This window comes from Enterobacter sp. 301B, from assembly GCF_003850715.1.
GTDB lineage: Bacteria > Pseudomonadota > Gammaproteobacteria > Enterobacterales > Enterobacteriaceae > Enterobacter > Enterobacter intestinihominis.
This window is the reverse complement of record NZ_PQTC01000001.1, coordinates 321,247-339,272: the sequence shown is the minus strand read 5'-3', so window position 1 is coordinate 339,272 and position 18,026 is coordinate 321,247. Positions and strand designations below refer to the sequence as shown.

The 18,026-nt window shown below is 54.5% G+C and carries 16 protein-coding genes; 4 read left to right on the top strand and 12 right to left on the bottom strand.

The genetic code is table 11. From position 1 onward, the window contains the following. Window positions 1-29: 29 nt before the first annotated feature. From C3451_RS01520 to blr, 3 genes are all read right to left on the bottom strand, one after another. A complete protein-coding gene (locus C3451_RS01520) occupies window positions 30-470 on the bottom strand; it encodes a DUF2569 domain-containing protein (RefSeq protein WP_015570663.1) in 441 nt (146 codons plus the stop codon). Window positions 471-555: 85 nt separating this feature from the next. Further along, complete coding sequence (ydgT, locus tag C3451_RS01515) at window positions 556-771, bottom strand: transcription modulator YdgT (protein ID WP_000217941.1); 216 nt, start codon at window positions 769-771, stop codon at window positions 556-558. 229 nt (window positions 772-1,000) lie between these two features. Then, window positions 1,001-1,126, bottom strand: a complete 126-nt coding sequence (blr, locus tag C3451_RS01510; RefSeq protein WP_151884424.1) for a division septum protein Blr — start codon at window positions 1,124-1,126, stop codon at window positions 1,001-1,003. Between the two features lie 239 nt (window positions 1,127-1,365). On the opposite strand from blr, the gene C3451_RS01505 reads away from it, so the two are divergent. Then, window positions 1,366-2,406, top strand: a complete 1,041-nt coding sequence (locus tag C3451_RS01505; RefSeq protein WP_023306015.1) for an oxidoreductase — start codon at window positions 1,366-1,368, stop codon at window positions 2,404-2,406. A gap of 56 nt (window positions 2,407-2,462) precedes the next feature. Here C3451_RS01505 and add read toward each other — a convergent pair whose 3' ends face one another. The 3 genes from add to malX all read right to left on the bottom strand — a co-directional run bounded on the left by add (window position 2,463) and on the right by malX (window position 6,372). Further along, window positions 2,463-3,461 (bottom strand): adenosine deaminase, encoded by a 999-nt coding sequence (gene add / locus C3451_RS01500; RefSeq protein WP_022647922.1) that lies wholly within the window; start codon window positions 3,459-3,461, stop codon window positions 2,463-2,465. 96 nt (window positions 3,462-3,557) lie between these two features. After that, window positions 3,558-4,730: a MalY/PatB family protein gene (locus tag C3451_RS01495; protein ID WP_045622832.1), complete on the bottom strand. Its 1,173-nt coding sequence runs from the start codon at window positions 4,728-4,730 to the stop codon at window positions 3,558-3,560. Window positions 4,731-4,779: 49 nt separating this feature from the next. Next, entirely contained in the window at window positions 4,780-6,372 is a 1,593-nt protein-coding gene (gene malX, locus C3451_RS01490) for a maltose/glucose-specific PTS transporter subunit IIBC (protein WP_023299967.1), read from the bottom strand. 179 nt (window positions 6,373-6,551) lie between these two features. Between malX and C3451_RS01485 the strand changes: the two genes are divergently transcribed. Then, window positions 6,552-7,580 carry a Mal regulon transcriptional regulator MalI gene (locus C3451_RS01485; RefSeq protein WP_124304202.1) on the top strand — a complete coding sequence of 343 codons (1,029 nt, stop codon included), beginning with the start codon at window positions 6,552-6,554 and terminating at the stop codon, window positions 7,578-7,580. A 55-nt stretch (window positions 7,581-7,635) separates the two neighbouring features. On the opposite strand, the gene C3451_RS01480 is transcribed toward C3451_RS01485, so the two are convergent. After that, entirely contained in the window at window positions 7,636-9,162 is a 1,527-nt protein-coding gene (locus tag C3451_RS01480; RefSeq protein ID WP_022647926.1) for a YdgA family protein, read from the bottom strand. 99 nt (window positions 9,163-9,261) lie between these two features. Further along, entirely contained in the window at window positions 9,262-10,437 is a 1,176-nt protein-coding gene (gene manA / locus C3451_RS01475) for a mannose-6-phosphate isomerase (protein WP_032624354.1), read from the bottom strand. Window positions 10,438-10,636: 199 nt separating this feature from the next. Between manA and fumA the strand changes: the two genes are divergently transcribed. Both fumA and fumC read left to right on the top strand, forming a co-directional pair. Continuing rightward, on the top strand, window positions 10,637-12,283 hold the full coding sequence (fumA, locus tag C3451_RS01470) for a class I fumarate hydratase FumA (RefSeq protein ID WP_022647928.1): 1,647 nt from the start codon (window positions 10,637-10,639) through the stop codon (window positions 12,281-12,283). 182 nt (window positions 12,284-12,465) lie between these two features. Next, window positions 12,466-13,860, top strand: coding sequence for a class II fumarate hydratase (gene fumC, locus C3451_RS01465; protein ID WP_045308487.1), 1,395 nt, complete (start codon window positions 12,466-12,468; stop codon window positions 13,858-13,860). On the opposite strand, the gene tus is transcribed toward fumC, so the two are convergent. The 4 genes from tus to rstA form a co-directional block, all read right to left on the bottom strand. Further along, window positions 13,861-14,790 carry a DNA replication terminus site-binding protein gene (gene tus, locus C3451_RS01460; RefSeq protein WP_022647930.1) on the bottom strand — a complete coding sequence of 310 codons (930 nt, stop codon included), beginning with the start codon at window positions 14,788-14,790 and terminating at the stop codon, window positions 13,861-13,863. Window positions 14,791-14,864: 74 nt separating this feature from the next. Beyond that, a complete protein-coding gene (gene rstB, locus C3451_RS01455; protein WP_045622834.1) occupies window positions 14,865-16,163 on the bottom strand; it encodes a two-component system sensor histidine kinase RstB in 1,299 nt (432 codons plus the stop codon). Between the two features lie 325 nt (window positions 16,164-16,488). Next, complete coding sequence (iraM, locus tag C3451_RS01450; RefSeq protein WP_023299972.1) at window positions 16,489-16,860, bottom strand: anti-adapter protein IraM; 372 nt, start codon at window positions 16,858-16,860, stop codon at window positions 16,489-16,491. A gap of 437 nt (window positions 16,861-17,297) precedes the next feature. Next, window positions 17,298-18,014 carry a two-component system response regulator RstA gene (gene rstA / locus C3451_RS01445; protein ID WP_032671147.1) on the bottom strand — a complete coding sequence of 239 codons (717 nt, stop codon included), beginning with the start codon at window positions 18,012-18,014 and terminating at the stop codon, window positions 17,298-17,300. Window positions 18,015-18,026 lie beyond the last annotated feature (12 nt).

Genomic DNA, 18,026 nt, shown 5'->3' with positions numbered 1-18,026 from the left:
CAGGCCACAACAGGTTAACTGTAAGGTTATTACGGGTTAACGAAGGTCTTCTTAACGCGCGTCGAACGCTTGAAATAAGGGACCAGAAGTGCCGTCGCCAGTAGCGGAAACAGTAACTGGCGAACCGCCAGCGCATCAGACACAGGCGAAAAAGCGAACGCTTTGACGGCAAGCAGCACGGAGACCAGCAGCCAGATAATGTAATGTTTCGGCACGCTTTTGCGGCGTTTGAAGAAGGCGATGGTCAGCCAAAGCGTGTAGTACCACATCGCGATTGCGAAAACGAACGACACAAACCACGTCGCAATATTGAGCGCGCTCTGAGACATCAGTGTCTGGATAGCATGAGGAGTAACCAGTGCAGTGGTGTAAAGCAACAGCGCCAGCGAAGCGCTTAATAAAGCCACCAGCAGCCATGCCAGCGGGGCGATTAACCAGCCCCCAATTCTCTCTCCAGGCAATGCGGTCATACGCTCTCCCATAGTCTGCGCGAAATGTTATACAGAAATTTGCAGGGCGGAGAGTATATAACATTTCACGCCGAAGGCTACTTTCTTATACAACGTAACGCCAGACAGATTTAGGTACTTCCCCCACGTTGAACAGACGACCGCCAGAGACGAGTTCGGCGCGACGATGGTCAGCAGCGCGGTACATATTGATGATGTCCTGATTATCCGACAGCGTGTAGTTCAGATGGTCAAACAGTTTTTCCAGGCTTTCAAGGGAATTGATCTTGCGAAATTTTAATAAATAGTCCTGAACTGTCATATTAATAAGTTTCCATATAAAAGGGTAATACCCATAAAGGTAATGCGTTCGAATAATAAACGGATTAATAAAGACGTAAACTGTCCACTCGGGTAACGCGACGAAATTAGGAGTTTTCTTTGCGAAGAATCAGGCATCAGCAGATGCCTGGAAGAGAAGGGTAACCCCGTTCATTACGGCTGGCAATACGTTCCATGACGTAATGTGTCACGCTTTATGACGATGCGGCTTACTTTTGTTGAGCAACAGTAACAGGCTCCGGCGGCTGGTAGTTATCGATATGGCTGGCAATGCCGAGCAACACGACTGAAACGCCAAGGACAATCCATCCCGCTAATTCAATGATTCGATTAATTATTGATGACATATTTTGTGTTTGTAATTTATCCATAAATACAGATTACAAATGTTACAGCGGCCTTTTCGACAGAGCAAGCGCTTTGGGAACGATTCCCGGGCCCCATATACACACTTTAATGCGAGGTAACAAAAAAAGCTGTCGCGAGATGCTATTTTAACTCACAGGGCACATTATTAATCTGTGCGTTAAGCACAAGGCCAGTGATAAATAAGCGCACAGCGAGGGGGCATACGATGAGTGAAAACATCCGCGTCGGTCTTATTGGCTACGGGTACGCAAGCAAAACCTTTCATGCGCCGCTGGTTGCCGGCACGCCGGGAATGGAACTGGCGGCTATCACAAGCAGCGATGAAACCAAAGTCCATGCCGACTGGCCAGCCGTGCCGGTGGTAACGGAGCCTAAGCATCTGTTTAACGATCCTAATATTGACCTTATTGTCATTCCCACCCCTAACGACACCCATTTCCCCCTGGCGAAAGCGGCGCTGGAGGCTGGCAAACATGTCGTTGTCGATAAGCCTTTTACCGTGACGTTGTCACAGGCGCGCGAGCTGGATGCGCTGGCGCGAAGCCTGGGTCGGTTATTGTCGGTCTTTCACAACCGGCGCTGGGATAGTGATTTCCTGACGATCAAAGCGCTGATAAACGAAGGCACGCTCGGCGAAATTGCTTTTTTTGAGTCTCACTTCGATCGTTATCGTCCGCAGGTGCGAGATCGCTGGCGCGAGCAGGCGGGACCGGGCAGCGGCATCTGGTATGACTTAGCGCCGCATCTTCTCGATCAGGCCGTTCATCTGTTTGGTCTGCCCGTAAGCATGACGGTCGATTTAGCGCAGCTCAGGCCGGGGGCGCAGACCACCGACTATTTCCACGCCGTTTTGAGTTATCCGCAGCGGCGCATTGTGCTGCACGGGACAATGCTTGCGGCGGCGGAATCGGCCCGTTATATCCTTCACGGGGCGCGCGGCAGCTATGTGAAGTTCGGCCTGGATCCGCAGGAAGAGCGCCTCAAAAATGGCGAACGCTTACCGCAGGAGGACTGGGGCTACGACATGCGGGACGGGGTGGTGACGCGTGCGGAGGGTGAGGTACTGGTTGAAGAGACGGTGTTGACCCAGCCTGGGAACTATCCGGCGTATTACGCCGCAATTCGTGACGCGCTGAACGGTTCAGGTGAAAATCCGGTTCCGGCGAGCCAGGCAATCCAGATTATGGAGCTCATCGAGCTGGGGATCGAATCTGCCAAACATCGCGCAACGCTCTGTCTGGCATAAGTGCCAAACGCTTTCGTAGGCCGGGTAAGCGCAGCGCCACCCGGCAGTAAAGAGGACTACTGAGCAACTTTATCGCGCAGCGCCTGTTTCTCTTCAGGCGTCAGGAAGGCGATCTCCAGCCCGTTGATTTGCGCCTGACGGATCTGCTCGCGGCTCAGCCCGGCCTGCGGCGCGGCGATGTTGTATTCGTGAATAATATCCACGCCCTGAACCGCCGGATCGTCCGTGTTCAGTGAAGCCAGCACCCCGTGTTCAAGGAAGGTTTTCAGCGGGTGTTGCGCCAGCGACGCCACTGTACTGGTCTGAATATTGGAGGTCAGGCAGGATTCGATTCCAATACGTTGTTCGGCGAGGAAATCCATCAGCGCGCGATCTTCAATGGCTTTCACACCGTGACCAATACGTTCCGCACCCAGTTCACGAATGGCCTGCCAGATGCTTTCCGGCCCCGCGGCTTCGCCAGCATGAACGGTAATATGCCATCCTGCATCACGTGCGCGGTTGAAATGTGACAGGAACAGGCTGCCCGGGAAGCCCAACTCATCACCGGCCAGGTCGATGGCGGTGATCTGGTCGCGATGCGCCAGTAACGCTTCCAGCTCCTGAAGACAGGCCGCTTCACCGAAGGTACGGCTCATAATGCCGATCAAACGCGCCTGAACGTCAAAGGTTTTGCAACCTTCACGCACGCCCTCAATGACCGCTTCAACCACGCCCGCTACGGGGAGACTGTGGGTCATCGCCATATAACCCGGAGAGAAACGCAGTTCGACATAGTGCAGGCCGTTGCGAGCGGCATCTTCGATGTTTTCAAAGGCGACACGGCGACAGGCATCGAGCGAGGCCAGCATTTTCACGCCCCAGTCAAGCTTGCTCAGAAAACTTACCAGATCCGGCTCGTTCGACGTCACCTGGACATGGGGGATCAGGGTTTCAAGCGTTTCGGCAGGAAGCGTTAAATTGAACTGGCGACCAAGATCGAGAATAGTTTGGGCACGAATGTTCCCGTCGAGGTGGCGGTGAATATCAGTTAAAGGCAGGCGTGTATCAATCATGGTCGCACTCTTTGCTGGTTAAAGTGCGCCATATTATAAAAACAAAACGGGGGAAAAAGCTATTTGCGCAAGGGAATATTCCGTTGCGCAAATTATTTACAGCAGACTGTTGATGCCAGCGATAAGGCGCTGAACGCCCTGTTCAAGCTTACTACGCGGACAACCAGCGTTCAGTCGCACATAGCCTTTTCCTTCATCCCCATAAGTATATCCCGGCATGATGGCCACTTTTTGCTGTTCAATCAGCACGTTTTGCAGCGTATTGTCATCAATACCGAGTGGGCTGAGATCAATCCAGGCCAGATAGGTGGCCTCTGGCGGTTGCCAGTTGAGTGTCGGAAATGCAGCATTCAGTTCGTCAGCAATGTAGCGCAGGTTTTCTTCGAGATAGGTCCGCAGCGCGTCCAGCCAGGGTTCGCCCTGCCGGTAAGCAGCAATGTGCGCGGTCAGCGCCAGCACGGAAGGGGAAGAGAGTCCGTCCCGCCCTTTTAATGCATTCAGATAGGCGTTACGGCTGTCGTCATCGGCGATAAGCCCCCAGGCGCCCGTCAGTGCCGGAATATTGAAGCTTTTGGAACCCGAGGTCAGCAGCGCCCATTTACCGCGTGCAACCTCATTCCACGGGGTATGGCGATGCGTGCCCCATACCATGTCCATATGAATTTCGTCGCTGATTACCGCCACATCATGACGGCTGCAAAGCGTTGCAATAGTGGCCAGCTCTTCCCGCGTCCAGACTTTGCCGGTTGGATTTTGCGGGCTACACAGCAGCAGAACCGTGTTTTCCGGTTTTGCCAGCGCCGCTTCCAGCGCGGCCATATTGCCGTCCCAGCCACGCGCCGTTTTCTGCATCGGCACGGAAACAACGGTACGCTGGTTGCCTTCAATGGCTTTATAAAAGGCATCGTAAGCCGGGGTATGAACCACCACGCCGTCGCCAGGCGCGGACCATATGCGGATCAGCTCCGAGACCATATAAATGACCGACGGCCCATACACTACGGTTTCGGTATCAATCTGACTGTTAAAGCGTTGCCGGAACCAGTGCGCCACGGCAGCCAGAAATTCGTCATTTTTCCAGCGGCTGTAGCCAAACACGCCGTGGTTGATGCGCTGGTGCAGCGCATCGGTAATACAGGGAGCGGTGGCGAAATCCATATCAGAGATGGTAAAGGGCAGCAGGTCGGCAGCCCCAAAACGGTCAGCGACATAATCCCACTGGGTACACCAGGTGCCGTGTCGATCCACGACGGTAGAAAAATCAAACATGACGGTGCTCCGTAAAGTAAAACCCCCTCATGACGAGGGGGGCGAGGCATCAGGCTTCGACGGTTCGCATCAGGGTTGCCAGCTCATCCTTCACTGACTGTACCTGCGGGCCAATGACGACCTGCAAATTGTGTTGATTTAACTGTACCACGCCGATAGCCCGGTTAGCTTTAAGTGCGTTGGTATCCACTTTGGACATGTCCGCCACCGACAAACGCAGGCGGGTGATGCAGTTATCCAGAGAGGTAATGTTATCCGCACCGCCCAGCGCCGCCAGAATAGCCGGCGTGTTATATCCGGATTTCCCAACGGTACCGGCCACTGCCTGTTCAACGCTGGTGGCCGTATCGGTATCGCGGCCAGGCGTTTTCAGGTTAAAGCGGGTGATGGCGAAGCGGAAGATCCCGTAGTAAACCGCGAACCAGATGGCGGCCACAACCGGCACCAGGTACCACTTGGTGGACAGGCCGTGCAGGATACCGAATACCACGAAGTCAATCACGTTACCGTCAGTGTTACCGATGGTTACACCGAGCACAGCCATCACGGTGAAGCCCAGGCCTGTCAGTACGGCGTGGATGAGGTATAACACCGGTGCCACGAACAGGAACAGGAACTCGATAGGTTCTGTCGTACCGCCCACCACGCAGGCAATAACGCCGGAGATCAGCAGGCCTTTAATTTTATGACGATTTTCCGGGCGGGCGCAGTGGTACATCGCCAGCGCAGCGCCCGGCAGGCCGCCGAGGAAGGCAGGCATTTTCCCCTGAGAGAGGAAACGCGTCGCACTTTCAGAGAAGCCGTGCGTGGTCGGGCAGCTCAGCTGGGCCTGGAAGATGGTCAGCGCGCCGCTAACGGAATGACCGCAAACGTCCATAGTGCCGCCTGCTTCAGTAAAACGGATCAGGGCAACCAGGATGTGCTGTAAACCAAATGGCAGCAGCAGACGTTCACCCGTACCGAAAATCATCGGGCCGAAATCACCCGCGCCGTTGATAATGCGGCCAATACCGGTGATCCCCATGGCAAAAACCGGCCATATCAGAGGGATGATCAGACCAAACAGACCCATCACAACCAGCGTAATGATTGGCACAAAGCGGGTGCCGCCGAAGAAGGCCAGCGCATCGGGCAGGCGGATGTTATGAAAGCGCTCGTGCAGCATCCAGATGATCACTCCCGCGATCACGGCTCCAAGGATCCCGGTATCGATGGACTGAATTCCAATCACGCTCTGAATGTTATTGGCTTTCAGTACCGCCGCGTCGGTCGTGGGCAGGATCCCTTTGGCGGTCAGCCAGAAGTTAACCGCAAGGTTCATGACCGCATAGCCAACGAAGCCCGCAAACGCCGCCACGCCTTTGTTTTCGCGCGCCAGACCCAGAGGAATGGCGATACAGAACATTACCGGCAGGAAGCTAAAGGCAAAAGAGCCGACCTTGCTCATCCAGATGAAGATAGCCTGAAGTACCGGATTTCCGAGGAAAGGGATTAGAGTAATGACGTCATGGCTGCTTAACGAGCTGCCGATCCCCAGCATGATCCCGCAAAAAGAGAGAAGCGCCACGGGCAGCATAAAGGTTTTGCCCAGTTGCTGGAAAAACTCCCACAGCGATATTTTTTGTGCTGCTTTCGTCGTCATAAAACGACTCCTTAAATGGTAGAAAGAGATTTAACGACCGCGATGGGGCGAGAAGATAAAACGTTTTATCAAACTTTAGTGCGCGCTAAATCACATTCTCAGGCTTTTACTGGTAGTATAAAGATAACGTATTGATAAAACGTTTTAGCGATCTCATTATCAAGGAGTCACGCCACCACATGGCTGTAGCGAAAAAGATCACCATCAACGATGTCGCGCTGGCGGCGGGGGTTTCCGTCAGCACCGTTTCGCTGGTATTGAGCGGGAAGGGGCGCATCTCTCCTGCTACGGGTCAGCGCGTCAACGAGGCCGTTGAGCAACTGGGCTTTGTGCGTAATCGCCAGGCGTCGGCGCTGCGCGGTGGGCAAAGCGGGGTGATAGGGCTGATTGTTCGCGACCTCGCGTCGCCGTTTTATGCAGAACTGACCGCCGGGCTTACCGAGGCGCTTGAAGCGCAGGGGCGAATGGTTTTCCTGCTCCACGGTGGGCGCGAACCGGAGCAGCTGCTCTCCAGGCTGGATATGCTGCTGACGCAAGGGGTGGATGGGGTGATCGTGGCCGGCGCGTCCGGTGTGGGCAGTGAATTGTGTGAGCGCGCGGCGCAGAAAGGCGTACCGCTGGTGGTTGCGTCACGCGCCAGCTATCTCGACGAAGCCGATACCCTTCGGCCGGATAACATGCAGGCCGCGCAAATGCTGACCGAGCATCTTATTCATCGCGGCCATCAGCGCATCGCCTGGCTCGGCGGTAAAAGCTCGTCCCTGACGCGTGCCGAGCGGGTGGGCGGTTACTGCTCCACGCTCATCAAATCCGGCTTGCCGTTTCACAGCGAATGGGTGGTGGAGTGTGAATCCAGCCAGAAAAAAGCCGCCGAAGCCATCGGCACGTTGCTTCGCAACAGCCCGACAATCAGCGCGGTGATTTGCTATAACGATGTGATTGCGATGGGGGCGTGGTTCGGCTTGATCCGCGCCGGACGCCAGAGCGGTGAGGGCGGGGTAGAAACGTTCTTCGGCCATCAGGTAGCGCTGGGGGCATTTGCGGATGTCGGTGAAAATGCGCTAGACGATCTCCCCATCGTCTGGGCGACGACGCCGGCTCGTGAAATGGGGTACACCCTGGCAGACCGAATTATGCAGCGTATTGAAAATACGGACGTGCAGGCCGGCCATCAGATTGTGGCGGCGCGGTTAGTGACGGTGAAGTAATCTCTGCTGCACATCGCCCGGCAATAAAAAACCCCTCATGCGAGGGGTTTTTCGTTTACTGCTGCGGTACTGCTGGCGGCGCTGCCGGTTCAGCCGGTGCCGGAATGCCCAGCGTCGGCATACCAAACATGCCGACAAAATCTTCCAGCGGCATTTTGTCGCCGTTGAGCGTTACCTGGCCATTAGCATATTGCAGGCTGGTGGAAATGGTGTTGTCTTCCACCTTCGTGATGCGGAACATCTGGCCCATCGCCGCCAGGCCTTTCACCTGTTGGTTTGCCAGTTTACCTGCATCTTCTTCACCATACCCTTCGAGTTTCGCAATCTGCGTCATGAACTCGGTTGCCATATCCATCGGGATGGTCAGCTTGCTGTCGAGCGATTTCACGCTGCGGTCAACTTCCTGCGCCAGGGTCTGCGGCTCGCCGGTCGCGGCCGCCGGATCCTTCAGGAACAGCGACAGGTTGAAGTTGGTTTCGCCTTTGTCGTTTTTCCAGCTCAGTGGCGCAACGGTAATTACCGGCTCGCCTTTCAGCAGGATCGGCAGGTTATTAAACAGCACGGCCATCGCCTGCTGCTGGTACGCCTGCGGGTTCTGTTGCAGGGCGGCATCGGTCAGCAGAGCCTGACTCTCTTTGCTGTATTTCTGGCTAAATTCGTGCCATGCCTGACCGTCAATGTTGCCAATTTTCAGTGACAGCTTGCCGGTACCCAGGTCCTGATTCTGTACTTTCAGGCTTTTCAGGCTGTAATCCAGCTGGGTGTTGATGCTTTTACCGTCTTTGGAAACGTCAGACTTGCCGTCCAGATCCATGCCTTCCAGCACTGCCATCTCTTTACCTTCAATCGCAATGGCGATCTTATCGAGGCTCAGCTTCTGATCGCCAATACGCTCGTCAAAATCGGTCATACGGCTATTGCCGCTGGCTTTCAGGTTGTTGAAGGTAAGCTGGACCTTCTGGTTATATTCATTGACTGAATTCACCAGGCCGCTGGCGGCATCGCCGGTCAGAGAGACATTCTTGCCGTCGCGATCGGCATCAAGCTGGAAATTACCGCCGCTGAAGGCGACTTTATCGGTGCCTTGTTCGTAATTCAGCGCTTTCAGGTCGATGTCGGAACGCGTATCACCGGCATAGCTGATGCGGGTATTGATCTCGAACGGCGACTCATTTTTCGCCATATCGAAAATTGGCTTCGTCACCTCGTTATTTACCAGTACGGTTCTGGCGGATGCCATAGAGGGGATCAGGTTAAACTTTTTCAACTGTGCCAGCGGGAACGGACCGTGGCTGACCACTTCATCCAGTACCACGCTCTGGCCCGGTTTCAGCCAGGCGTTCTGATTGCCCGCTACCGGCTTCACCACCACCTGCATATGGCTGGTAAAGACGCCACGCTGGTAGTTCTGGTAGCTCAGCTCCAGACCTGCTTCAGGCGCGCTGCGCTTAATTTCGCTGTTTGCCTGTGCCATCATCTCTGCCAGACGGCTTTCCAGCTGTTTCCCGGTATACCAGGAAGCACCCGTCCAGATCACGCCTAAAGCAACAATCACTCCTACCGCTACGACCGATTTTTTCATTGCGATTATCCCTAAAATGAAACCAGGCGGTTAAAACCGCCTAGTGTTACAACGCCTGTTACTAGCTTAGCAAGAGTTGTTAAAAAATTCAGTAAGTCCCTAAAGCTTATTAAAAACGCGCGCCAGGCGACCAGTGCCGCTCACGAAGACAGGCGACTCGTTTGCCGGGACAAAAGCGGACTCCCCCGGTTTAAGCAGCAGACGCTCGCTACCGTTATGCAACGTCGCTTCGCCTTCCACACAGAACAGGATCGCGGCGCTCTCCTGTGCAATGGCGGTTTCGTCTGCGCTGAGGTCATGCAGGGAGAAGGCAAAATCGTCAACCGGAATCGGGAAGTCCAGTTCTGCGCCGTTTTTCACCGGCTGAGTAAGCAGCTCCGCAGCAGGTTTCGCCACGAACTTCACGTTGGCAACCAGCTCAGGGATGTCGATGTATTTTGGCGTCAGGCCCGCGCGCAGTACGTTATCGGAGTTAGCCATCACCTCCAGTGCCACGCCATTCAGGTAGGCGTGCGGGGTTTCAGCGAACAGGAACATTGCTTCGCCCGGGTTGAGCTTCACCACGTTCAGCAGCAGCGGAGAGAAGAGGCCGCTGTCGTCCGGATAAAACGCGGAAATTACGCGAATGGTGTCCCATGGCTCACCCTGCTGGTCGTTCAGCGCGGCTTTCAGCACCGCCAGCGCGTGGGATTTTTCCTCGCCCTGCATATTCAACAGGCTGGCAAACAGCGCGCTCAGGGCTTCTGCGTTCGGGTTTTCCAGGAAGTGGGCGATCGCGTTGTGAGCCCCAGCGACCGGTTGCAGCAGGGAGATGATCTCGGAAAACTCGCGGAAGGCATTCATCGCCAGGAAAGGGGTAAGGGCGAAAACCAGTTCCGGCTTGTGGTTAGGATCTTTGTAGTTACGCTCTGCGGCGTCTAACGGAATACCGGCGGCATTTTCTTTGGCAAAGCCCAGCTCAGAGGCTTTTTTGTTCGGGTGAACCTGAATGGAGAGCGGCTGGTCGGCGCACAATACCTTGAACAGAAAAGGCAGCTCACCAAAACGATTCGCCACTTTATCGCCGAGCAGCGCGGCTTTGTCGGCATCGATGACATCACGCAGGCTGCGCACCTGGCCGCTGGCATCTTCAATTTTTGAGCTGCTCTTCGGGTGCGCGCCCATCCACAGCTCTGCCATCGGCAGGTTGTCCGGGTTGGCGATACCGTAGAGATCCGTTAACGCAGTTTTACTTCCCCAGGCGTAGTTTTGCACTGAGTTGATGAGTTTTTGCATTATCAAGCCCTGATTCATATGTGGAATTAACTTCGCGTATTAAAGCAATAAACCGAATGGAAGTAACCTGCGGATGTAAAAAGTCGTACTAGTCTCAGTTTTTGTTAAAAAATTGTGTAGGATAAGCTGACTCGCTTTTAAGCCGGGCAGCGGAACATCTGCCCTGAATAAACAGACCGAAGCAGTAAGTGAGAGAACAATGTCGAATAAACCCTTCCATTATCAGGATCCTTTCCCCCTCAGTCAGGATCGGACCGAGTATTACCTGTTAACCCGCGATTACGTTTCTGTCTCTGAGTTTGAAGGGCAGGAGATCCTCAAAGTTGACCCGCAGGCGCTGACGCTGCTGGCGCAGCAAGCCTTCCACGATGCTTCCTTTATGCTCCGTCCGGCGCATCAGCAGCAGGTTGCCGATATTCTGAGCGACCCGGAAGCCAGCGAGAACGACAAGTACGTTGCCCTGCAATTCCTGCGTAACTCTGATATCGCGGCGAAAGGCATTCTGCCGACCTGCCAGGACACCGGCACGGCGATTATCACCGGTAAAAAAGGCCAGCGCGTCTGGACCGGCGGCGGTGACGAAGCGGCGCTGGCGCGCGGCGTCTACAATACCTACACCGAAGATAACCTGCGCTATTCGCAAAACGCGGCGCTGGATATGTACAAAGAGGTGAACACCGGCACCAACCTGCCTGCGCAGATTGACCTCTATAGTGTCGACGGTGACGAGTACAAATTCCTCTGCATCGCCAAAGGCGGCGGTTCAGCCAACAAAACCTATCTTTACCAGGAAACCAAAGCGCTGCTTACCCCGGGCAAGCTGAAGAACTATCTGGTTGAGAAGATGCGCACCCTTGGCACTGCGGCCTGCCCGCCGTACCATATCGCGTTTGTGATTGGCGGTACGTCTGCTGAAAGCACCCTGAAAACCGTTAAGCTGGCCTCAACCAAATACTACGATGGCCTGCCAACGGAAGGTAACGAACATGGTCAGGCGTTCCGCGACGTGCAGCTTGAGCAGGAATTGCTGGCCGAAGCGCAGAATCTGGGGCTGGGCGCGCAGTTTGGCGGCAAATACTTCGCGCATGACATTCGCGTGATCCGCCTCCCGCGCCACGGTGCATCCTGTCCAGTGGGGATGGGCGTGTCGTGCTCTGCGGATCGTAACATCAAAGCGAAGATCAACCGCGACGGCATCTGGATCGAAAAGCTGGAGAACAACCCGGGCAAATACATCCCTGAAGAACTGCGTAAAGCGGGTGAGGGCGAAGCGGTACGCGTTGACCTGAATCGTCCGATGAAGGAGATCCTGGCGCAGCTTTCGCAGTATCCGGTTTCAACGCGCCTTTCCCTGAACGGGACGATTATCGTGGGCCGCGACATCGCCCATGCGAAGCTGAAAGAGCGCCTGGACAACGGTGAAGGGCTGCCGCAGTACATTAAAGATCACCCGATCTACTACGCAGGCCCGGCAAAAACGCCTGATGGGTATGCTTCCGGCTCGTTAGGCCCAACCACGGCGGGCCGTATGGACTCCTACGTCGACCAGTTGCAGGCCAACGGTGGCAGCATGATCATGCTGGCGAAAGGCAACCGCAGCCAGCAGGTGACGGACGCGTGCCACAAGCACGGCGGCTTCTACCTCGGCAGCATCGGCGGCCCGGCAGCGGTGCTGGCACAGGGCAGTATCAAGAGCCTGGAGTGCGTGGAGTACCCGGAACTGGGTATGGAAGCGATCTGGAAAATTGAAGTGGAAGACTTCCCGGCGTTCATTCTTGTGGATGACAAAGGTAACGACTTCTTCAAACAGATCCAGTCTTCCCAGTGTTCGGCGTGTGTGAAGTAATTCTGTAAATTGCCGGGTGGCGCTGACGCTTACCCGGCCTACATTCTCGTAGGTCGGGTAAGGCGCAGCCGCCACCCGACATCAAAAAGAGCGCACAAAGCGCCATAACGTTTCTCAGAAGTCATCAATACTTATCTCTTAAGCATGTGAGCAATCCCATCTTTGTTATCAAGGAGTAAGTAATGACAATGCATCGCCGCGAGAAAGACTCCATGGGCGCCATCGACGTCCCGGCCGACAAGCTATGGGGCGCGCAAACCCAGCGTTCGCTGGAGCATTTCCGCATTTCGACAGAGAAAATGCCCGTCTCGCTAATCCAGGCGCTGGCGTTGACCAAACGTGCTGCCGCCAAAGTTAATCAGGATCTGGGCCTGCTGGATGCCGATAAAGCCTCCGCCATCATCAATGCCGCCGACGAAGTGCTGGCGGGCAAACATCCCGACGAATTCCCCCTTGCCATCTGGCAGACCGGCTCAGGCACCCAGAGCAACATGAACATGAACGAGGTGCTGGCGAACCGCGCAAGCGAGCTGCTTGGCGGCGTGCGCGGCATGGAGCGGAAGGTTCACCCGAACGATGACGTGAATAAAAGCCAGAGTTCCAACGACGTGTTCCCGACGGCCATGCACGTGGCGGCCGTCATCGCTATCCGCGAGCAGCTTATCCCGCAACTCAACGTGCTCAAATCTACGCTTAACGAGAAAGCGCAGGCTTTCAGCGACATTGTAAAAATTGGTCGTACGCACCTGCAGGACGCCACGCCGCTGACGCTTGGCCAGGAGATCTCCGGCTGGGTGGCGATGCTGGAGCACAATCTTAAGCATATAGACAACAGCCTGCCGCATCTGGCGGAGCTGGCGCTCGGCGGAACGGCGGTTGGCACCGGGTTAAACACCCATCCCGAGTACGCGGTGCGCGTGGCCGAAGAGCTGGCGAAGATCACCGGGCAGCCGTTTGTTACCGCCCCGAATAAATTCGAAGCGCTGGCGACCTGTGATGCGCTGGTCCATACCCATGGCGCGCTGAAAGGGCTGGCAGCCTCGCTGATGAAAATCGCCAACGACGTGCGCTGGCTGGCCTCCGGCCCGCGCTGCGGCATCGGCGAAATCAGCATTCCGGAAAACGAGCCGGGTAGCTCCATTATGCCGGGTAAAGTAAACCCGACGCAGTGCGAAGCCATGACCATGCTGTGCTGTCAGGTGATGGGTAATGACGTTGCGGTCAACATGGGCGGCGCGTCGGGTAACTTCGAGCTTAACGTCTATCGCCCGATGGTGATCCACAACGTACTGCAATCGATTCGTCTGCTGGCCGATGGCATGGAGAGCTTTAACGAGCACTGCGCGGTGGGCATTGAGCCTAATCGCGAGCGAATCAGCCAGCTGCTGAATGAGTCCCTGATGCTGGTCACGGCGCTAAACACCCATATTGGTTATGACAAAGCGGCCGAAATCGCTAAAAAAGCGCACAAAGAGGGGCTTACCCTGAAAGCCTCTGCGCTGGCGCTGGGCTACCTGACGGACGCCGAGTTTGATGCCTGGGTCCGCCCGGAAGCGATGGTGGGCAGCATCAGGTAATCACTGCGCCACATACAGGTGCAGCCGCGGGATAATCAGCTGTAGCGGCTGTGCCTGGGGTTTATAGCGATGCTGAACGTTTTCAGCATCGTAGTTTAGCAGTTCTCCGATATCCGGCACCACCGCACCCTGATCGGCATCGTAGAGCGCAATCAGCGGTGTCGGGCAGGCGTATTGCACCTGCTTTTGCTGTCCGGCATACCAGACACGAGCGATAGGCTGCACCTTCACCGGACGCTTTATTTTAAGACGGGTATCAGCCGGCAGGGAGGCAATGCTGTGGTACTCCTGCTCCAGCCGTTCAATCCACTGTTCCCGCGACCACGGGGCGACCGTTCGCGGCGATTTCAGACTTTTCTCCAGCTGAGCCAGGATCTCGTCGCGCGTGAAGTTTTTAATGATGTGCTTGTTGGCCCAGCCGAAGCGCAGCGTGGCGGGGTGGCGCAGTACCGTCAGCGTGCGGTAAGCATTCAGGGTGATCAGCCCCGGAAGCTGGCGATGCACCCATTCAAAACGGGCAGCCGGTGCCAGCCCGGACTCAACGGTCACGATTTTCTCGAAGGCGGCTTTCAGCGTATTAATATGCGTAATTTGCGCCTCAATGGCTTCACGCGTTGCGGTATCCGTTTGCAGACAGATGACGCCGGGCAGGCGAACGGCGGCCTTACTGCTGCGATTTTCGGACTGCTGCTGGATGAAAAGGCGGCGATAGTGCTGCAACGTCAGTTCCAGCGCCACTTTACCGATATGCTGCGTTACCTCAATGGTGTTCAGCGGGTCGTGTTCCGCGCCTTTCGCCACCTCGGGCAGGGAAAAGACGCGGGCGGCCAACAGGCGGCAGCCCTGTAGTTGCGCCGTCAGGGTCAGTAACGCCTGCTCTATTTCCCGAAATGTGGTGTTAAGCCTTTCGATGAGATCGTAAGTCGCCATAATAGTCCTTAATTAGTTACAACATACTACTGATATAGCACAACACGCCGGGTCAGGCCAGCGTGCGGTTTAGTTCAGGCAGGTACGGGAAGAGGAATGTTGTGATAGATCGGCCAGCTAAAGACGAACCGGGCCCCGCCCAGCTCGCTCGCTTCGCAGCGAACCGAACCGCCCATCGCCTGGGCAATAGAACGGACAATAGCCAGCCCCAGACCACAGCCGCCGGTAGCACGGTCGCGGCTGGGGTCGAGGCGCACAAACGGCTCGAAAACTTTTTCACGCTCCGCTGGCTCAATACCGGGGCCATCGTCTTCCACGCACAGAATTGCCTGGCTCCTCTGCAAATCTAAACCTATGCGCAGCGTGGTTTCGCTGTAGCGCATGGCGTTGTTCATCAGATTATCCAGCACGCGTTCCATCAGGCGCATGTCCAGCGCGCCGTACGCGCCGGGGGTAATGGCTGTCAGCAGTTTTCGCTGAGGGTTAACGCTCTGCACATCGTTAATATGCGTCTGTAGCCAGACGGGAAGATCCGGCGTACTGAGGTGCAACTCCGTCTGAGGCCGATCGAGGCGGGCATAGGTCAGCAGCTCTTCAATCAGCGCTTCAAGCTGGCCAATATCCCGATTGAGGGCCTGCGATTCCGCGGCGGTGAGGTTCTCGCTCATCTCCAGGCGATAACGCAGGCGTACCAGCGGAGTGCGCAGTTCATGCGCAATGCCGTCGATAAGCTGCTTCTTGCTGGCAATCAGGGCGTTGATGTTATCGGCCATCTGGTTAAAGGCAATACCGAGACGGTCAAAACTGGAACCACTGTCGAAATGTATGCGTTCAGTTAAATGACCCTCCCCAAAACGCTGTGCGGCGGATTCCAGTTTCAGCATGTCCTGCCAGTGCGGTCGCATCCAGATGAACACAGGGAAAGCGAGCGAGATGGCAATAAAGCCCAGCAGGGCGAGATCCAGCAGGCGCATCTGGTGCAGGTAATAGAGATAGGGCACTGGCCCGACGGCCAGGACATAGTGGCTGCGCGGAATACGCTGAATGAAGGTATATTTCTCGTCCAGTGCGACGATGTCTCCGTCGCGCAAACGCTGCATCGCCGGCGGCGCTAAATCAAAATCCTTCATGGGTTCGATACGCAGATCAAACGACAGATTCAGATCCAGCTCTTTTAACGTACGTGCCCAGTCATGCGGAGGAATTTCGCGCAGCTCGCTACGCATCAGGTAGAGCGAGCTTTTCATCAGATCGTCCAGGGATTGTCTGCCCGCACGCTCTGCGGTGAACTTATAGACCAGCCCGACCAGCATGGTCATCACCAGAAAGCAGACAAACAGCAGTAAATAAAACTGAACAAACAGCTTCTTCATTAATTTCACCGAAACAGGGGCTTCACTACACGTCTTTTACCAGCAGGGTCGCTATGGGCGCAAGTCAGGCATGATGCGTTGAAAAGGGGTAATCGTCGAAAGGTAATAAAACACGGCATCGCTTTATTCCATCAATGCCCGGGTAATCCGTTTACGCTTCGCTATACGAGTTTATTTGCGATTGAGAGTATTTGTGAATCAGAATAACAATGACAAAGGCCACCTGCGGGTGGCTTTATTTATGGCGTTTACCAGTGAGAGGTATCCGGCGCAAACGGTGCGACAAAGATACTTATCTTTGTAACCTGAACATTACCAACATTCGTTAATGTCTGGATTTGACTGTGCTGACAATCAGTGGATTCGTGATAAACCCATGCGGACACTTACGCGCGTTGCAATGCACCGCGTAGGTACATATCTCCTCTTCCTGGTTTCGATTGTATGGGCAGGCCATCTTGTTTTTAATTTCACTCCATAACATCTCGTTGTAAGGGGAGATGTTGTATATCGATATTGGCTTGAAAACGCCATTAATGAAGACGCCATTCTTTGTCGGATATATCCTATCGCCGGGGTACAAATAGACATCGCTTTCATACCAAATGATGAGTTTCAAGAACTTGAGTCCCAAGATGCTTGAATAAACGATTCCCGTGTTAGGACAAATTACCGAGCTAATGACTCTCCATGACATTGCTATACCTCGTTCATTAAATAATTGAGAGAGTATAAGGTTTAGCATGAGAATTAGATTTCTGCAAACGCGTAAGCTATTGAAAAAGATCGATATTATTTATATGCAAACTATATCCCCTTTGTTTTCATAAGGATAAGATAATAATTTAGTCAATTGTAAAGTTCATTTTTAACACAATGTGCATTTAAGTGACGGATTTTTGATCGATAATGGTTCCTGAACTGCTGAATATATATTGTACTATAGCAATGAAATACATTAGAGCTACTTTTGTTTACGCGAAAAATGCACATCGAAATTGAACAGGTAAGAGGAATGTGATCAAGGGATATTTCATGACTAACGATGCATATAATCGAAAACTTACGACGTATACCGATAACAATCCTTATGCATCGCAAGTTATTTTTCGAAATTTACTGTGTAGTTTTTTTTCAGGTTTCCCATGCGTGCGGGGCAAACAGGTAGCCCTTATTACGTACGGTTTTAATGCGGTAGGGCTCGGTGGCGCTGTCCTGCAGTTTTTTTCGCAGGCGAGAAATCGCCACATCAACGCTACGATCCATTCCGTCGTAACTTACGCCGCGCAGATTTTTCAGCAATGCATCCCGGTCCATAATTTGCCCGGCATGAGTTGCCAGCTCCCACAGCAGGTCAAAATCTGCGGTTGAGAGCGCAATCAGCTCCCCGGAAAGCATAACCTGTCGGTTGACCGGGTCGATAGAAAGCGTGCCGAACCGCATCGCCTTATGCGGCGTTAAAGAGGGCGCAGGCGCTTCACGCTCAGCGCTGGCACGCTGACGCAGATGAAGGCGCAAACGGGCAAGCAGGACCGCCGGCGGCGTGGTTTTCAGGATGTAGTCATTCGCGCCCATCTCAAGGGACAGAATATGATTCATATCGCTGTCGAGAGAGGTCAGCAGCACGATCGGGCCGTCCCATTTCGCGCGCAGATCCCGGCAAAGCGTCATGCCATCTTTTCCGGGCAGCATAATGTCCAGCAACACCAGGTCCGGATTTTCGCGGGTGACGACGTCTTCAGCGCGATCGCCACGAGGTTCGACAACCACTTCAATATCATGTTTACCCAGATAAGCGGCGATCAATTGACCCACTTCGGGTTCATCTTCAACATAAACAATCTTATTCATACTACGTCTGTC

Excerpts from the sequence above, each read along its gene's own strand:
- C3451_RS01520 (WP_015570663.1), bottom strand. The coding sequence starts at position 470 with ATGACCGCATTGCCTGGAGAGAGAATTGGGGGCTGGTTAATCGCCCCG.
- ydgT (WP_000217941.1), bottom strand. The coding sequence starts at position 771 with ATGACAGTTCAGGACTATTTATTAAAATTTCGCAAGATCAATTCCCTT.
- C3451_RS01505 (WP_023306015.1), top strand. The coding sequence starts at position 1,366 with ATGAGTGAAAACATCCGCGTCGGTCTTATTGGCTACGGGTACGCAAGC.
- add (WP_022647922.1), bottom strand. The coding sequence starts at position 3,461 with ATGATTGATACACGCCTGCCTTTAACTGATATTCACCGCCACCTCGAC.
- C3451_RS01495 (WP_045622832.1), bottom strand. The coding sequence starts at position 4,730 with ATGTTTGATTTTTCTACCGTCGTGGATCGACACGGCACCTGGTGTACC.
- malX (WP_023299967.1), bottom strand. The coding sequence starts at position 6,372 with ATGACGACGAAAGCAGCACAAAAAATATCGCTGTGGGAGTTTTTCCAG.
- C3451_RS01485 (WP_124304202.1), top strand. The coding sequence starts at position 6,552 with ATGGCTGTAGCGAAAAAGATCACCATCAACGATGTCGCGCTGGCGGCG.
- C3451_RS01480 (WP_022647926.1), bottom strand. The coding sequence starts at position 9,162 with ATGAAAAAATCGGTCGTAGCGGTAGGAGTGATTGTTGCTTTAGGCGTG.
- manA (WP_032624354.1), bottom strand. The coding sequence starts at position 10,437 with ATGCAAAAACTCATCAACTCAGTGCAAAACTACGCCTGGGGAAGTAAA.
- fumA (WP_022647928.1), top strand. The coding sequence starts at position 10,637 with ATGTCGAATAAACCCTTCCATTATCAGGATCCTTTCCCCCTCAGTCAG.
- fumC (WP_045308487.1), top strand. The coding sequence starts at position 12,466 with ATGACAATGCATCGCCGCGAGAAAGACTCCATGGGCGCCATCGACGTC.
- tus (WP_022647930.1), bottom strand. The coding sequence starts at position 14,790 with ATGGCGACTTACGATCTCATCGAAAGGCTTAACACCACATTTCGGGAA.
- rstB (WP_045622834.1), bottom strand. The coding sequence starts at position 16,163 with ATGAAGAAGCTGTTTGTTCAGTTTTATTTACTGCTGTTTGTCTGCTTT.
- iraM (WP_023299972.1), bottom strand. The coding sequence starts at position 16,860 with ATGTCATGGAGAGTCATTAGCTCGGTAATTTGTCCTAACACGGGAATC.
- rstA (WP_032671147.1), bottom strand. The coding sequence starts at position 18,014 with ATGAATAAGATTGTTTATGTTGAAGATGAACCCGAAGTGGGTCAATTG.